Source organism: Vicinamibacteria bacterium (assembly GCA_035620555.1).
In the GTDB taxonomy this organism is placed as follows: Bacteria; Acidobacteriota; Vicinamibacteria; order Marinacidobacterales; family SMYC01; genus DASPGQ01.
The window spans coordinates 1-2,976 of record DASPGQ010000737.1; the positions used below are offsets into that span (position 1 = coordinate 1).

Below are 2,976 nucleotides of genomic sequence, written 5' to 3' on the forward strand. Positions count from 1 at the left end.
GAGCTCGCGGTGGAGCTCGGCTCAGGGACGGGGAAATGGACCGCGGGGCTTTGCAGATCCGGTGGGGGTCCCATCAGCTGAGCGGCGACTTCCAGATCGAGATGGTGGCCCCCGACTTCTACAAGCGCTAACTGCCCTCGATCGCCTCGATGGCCTCGATGAGTCGTCGGGCCTCTCCGGCCTGACGTCCACCCATCTGCGCGACCTCGCGGAATGCCTCGAGGGCCAATGCCGGTTGTTTCTTCATGAGGTGGGCTTTCCCCAGGAGCCAGTAAGCGTCCTCCCGAATCCGGCCCTCTCGATCCGACCGTGTGACGGTCTCGAGGTGACCGATCCCACGATCCAGCCAGGCGGCGTCATATGAAAGCACGCGACCCAGGAGCTCCGTTCTCGCCTCGGAAAGACAAGCCAGCCCCGAGAGGTAATGCGCGTAGTTTCGGAAGCGATCGTCGGTCTCGACCTCGATGAACCGCTCGAAGCGCTCGATCGCCTCGCGATAGCGCCCGTCGTTGAGAAGAGACACCCCGCGGGACAGCTCGCTTCCACCGTCTCGAGTCAAGAAGCTCTCCTCGGTCGTATCCACGAAAGCCAGCCGATCGTAAGGATCGCGAAGCCACGGTGACATCCACAGCAGGATCACGGCGGCGGCGAGGGCCAAGCCGCCCGCCGGATAAGCAGGACGCAGGACGAGGGTGCTCTTCATTCCGGCGAGGGCCTGCCCGAACCAGTTCCGGGCGGAAGCGGCGCTCATGGGGGGGTCGATAGACACGGAAGGGAGGCCGGCTTCCGCCAGGAATTGGTCCATTTCGCGGTACTGCTGGATGATGCTATTTACCGCCGATCGGCAGCCCGAGCAGTCGCCAATGTGGTTCTCGATCCGGGTGACGTCCGCGTCGGACATTCGCGTCTGATCGTAGTCGGGCTCCGTCGGAGCCGCCCGATAGATCGCGAAACGGGTCAATTGCTCTGCCTCTACGTGCGCAGAGGCGCCCACACCACGTAGAGCAGTCATGATCCCTCGGTAAACCCGGAGCGTCGCTCCACAACCCCGACAAATCTCGGCGTGCTGCTCGAGCTCCGATCGTGCGGTTTTGCCCAGCTCCTCCAGCTCGAGGATTTGGGCTTGAAAGTACTGACAGGTCTTCATCTTACGTCGTTTGGTCTCAGCCCAACCCGTTTCGGCTGAGCTCGATTAAACCTTTCGTGACTATAGTCGTCACAAGAGACGAAAGGGTCACATCGGTTAGGGTCGAACGAAGCCTCTCCAGATTCCGTTTCACCTGCATCTTGACTCCGCTCACGCTCAACTGCGTTTTCGCCGAGATTTCCTCATAGTTATAGCCATCGGCACGCATGAGCAGGATGCGGCGAGAACGCTCCGGCAGTTTCGCCAAAGCTTTCCGAAGGTCCATGCGGTGCTGAAGAGCGCCGGCCGGATCCCCTTTCTGCCTCAACAGGTTGGGCTCGAGCGCCTCTTCCCGCTGTCGATATTTCTTTCTGAAATAGTCCTGCGTTACATGGATCGCGATCTTGATCACGAATCCCCGCAGGCTCATGCGGTCTCGTATGTTGGGGAAGTTCTTGAGAAACCGCATGAACGTCTCCTGACACAGCTCATCGACGAGGTCCGGGTCGTGGAACTTCTGCCAGAAGAATCTCTGGATGGGCGGCTCGAGCTCGCGACACAGCGAGTTCAGTGCGTCGTCGTCACCTTTTCGAGCCTTGCGCAGGAGATCTGCGAGATGAGCGCTTCGGTCTTCTCCCATGATGCATCGCGCGGGCTCACCCCCGGCGCCACCGGGTCGGGCCCGCCCCCTCTCGATCGTCCATCCTGTCGGTCTGCCCGGCAACCATATCACAGGTCGCGGGGCGGGCCGGTCAAGTGGATCGCGCCCTGCGTCTCTTCTTTATGAAGAGAAACACGACGACTAATCCGGAACACCCCACCACGACGGGCATCCAGGGCGGCCGGGAACGGGATGTCGCCGGAAGCGTCAAAGGCTGCCAGTCCCCGTTCAGGACGAAGGGGGCCCAATAGAACGGATCCTTTTTGTCCCCCTCGGACGCCTCCAGGTAATCCAGCTTGGCCTGGCGCAACGCCTGTTTTTTGCTCGCTCCGGAGTGGAGGCCTTCGTAGAACCGCGCCATGATTTTCGCGGTGGCCTCGTCGTCGACGCTCCAGAGACTGACCACCAGGCTGGGCACCCCGGCGTAAAGGAAGGCCCGGCTGATGCCGATGAGGCCCTCCCCTTTGCGGAGCCTTCCCAGACCGGTGTTGCAGGCGCTCAGGACCGCCAGATCGGCGTTCAGCTTGGCGTCGAAGATCTCATAGGTCTGGAGACTGCCATCGTTCGCCGCGCCATCGGTCGGGGCCAGGAGGATCCTGGAGTAGAGAGGCTGCCGGTCGTCGCTCAGGAAGTGGGTCGCGAAGTGAAGGACACCATAGTGCTCGGCCTCCTGCTTGAAGACCGCTTCCGTGGCCTCGCCTCCGATGTAGACGCCATTGACGTGGCCACCAAACGCGTCGCGAATCGCCTCGACTTCCGCTTCGGCGCTCGGGAGCGGCGGCTGATCTTCCGCCGTGGTGTCGAAGGCCGGATTCCCAAAGGCGAGGAGCCCGCGGGCGAACTCTCGTGGCCGTCGCAGCCGGGGATCGAGCAGGCTTGCCGACGGCGAGTAGGAGACCGCATAGCGCTCGACGACGAACGTGGCCGCGGAGAAGTCGTAACGGTGCTCGGCGCTCCCACCGTCGACGACGAGGGCTTCGAACGGCAAGTAGAACAGGAGATCGTCCGGGACGACGATGAGCTCTCCCCCCTCGGGAAGCCACGCCTCCACGGGCTCGAGCAACGTTTCGTAGAGCGCTCTCGCCGGCGGCAGGGAAAAATCCGCGAGGCGGGCGTTGAAGATGGGACCACGGGATCCCTCGCTTGTGGAGCCATTGGCTTCGAACAGGAGGCTCAACTCGGCGAGTTG

Annotated in this window: 3 protein-coding genes; all 3 read right to left on the minus strand. The window is 62.5% G+C overall.

Annotated features, from left to right (window positions below):
* Positions 1-127: 127 nt before the first annotated feature.
* A complete protein-coding gene (locus VEK15_29610; GenBank protein HXV64892.1) occupies positions 128-1,147 on the minus strand; it encodes a tetratricopeptide repeat protein in 1,020 nt (339 codons plus the stop codon).
* Positions 1,148-1,163: 16 nt separating this feature from the next.
* Positions 1,164-1,766 (minus strand): RNA polymerase sigma factor, encoded by a 603-nt coding sequence (locus tag VEK15_29615; GenBank protein HXV64893.1) that lies wholly within the window; start codon positions 1,764-1,766, stop codon positions 1,164-1,166.
* Between the two features lie 112 nt (positions 1,767-1,878).
* On the minus strand, positions 1,879-2,976 hold a 1,098-nt coding region (locus VEK15_29620), incomplete at its 5' end, for a CHAT domain-containing protein (GenBank protein ID HXV64894.1).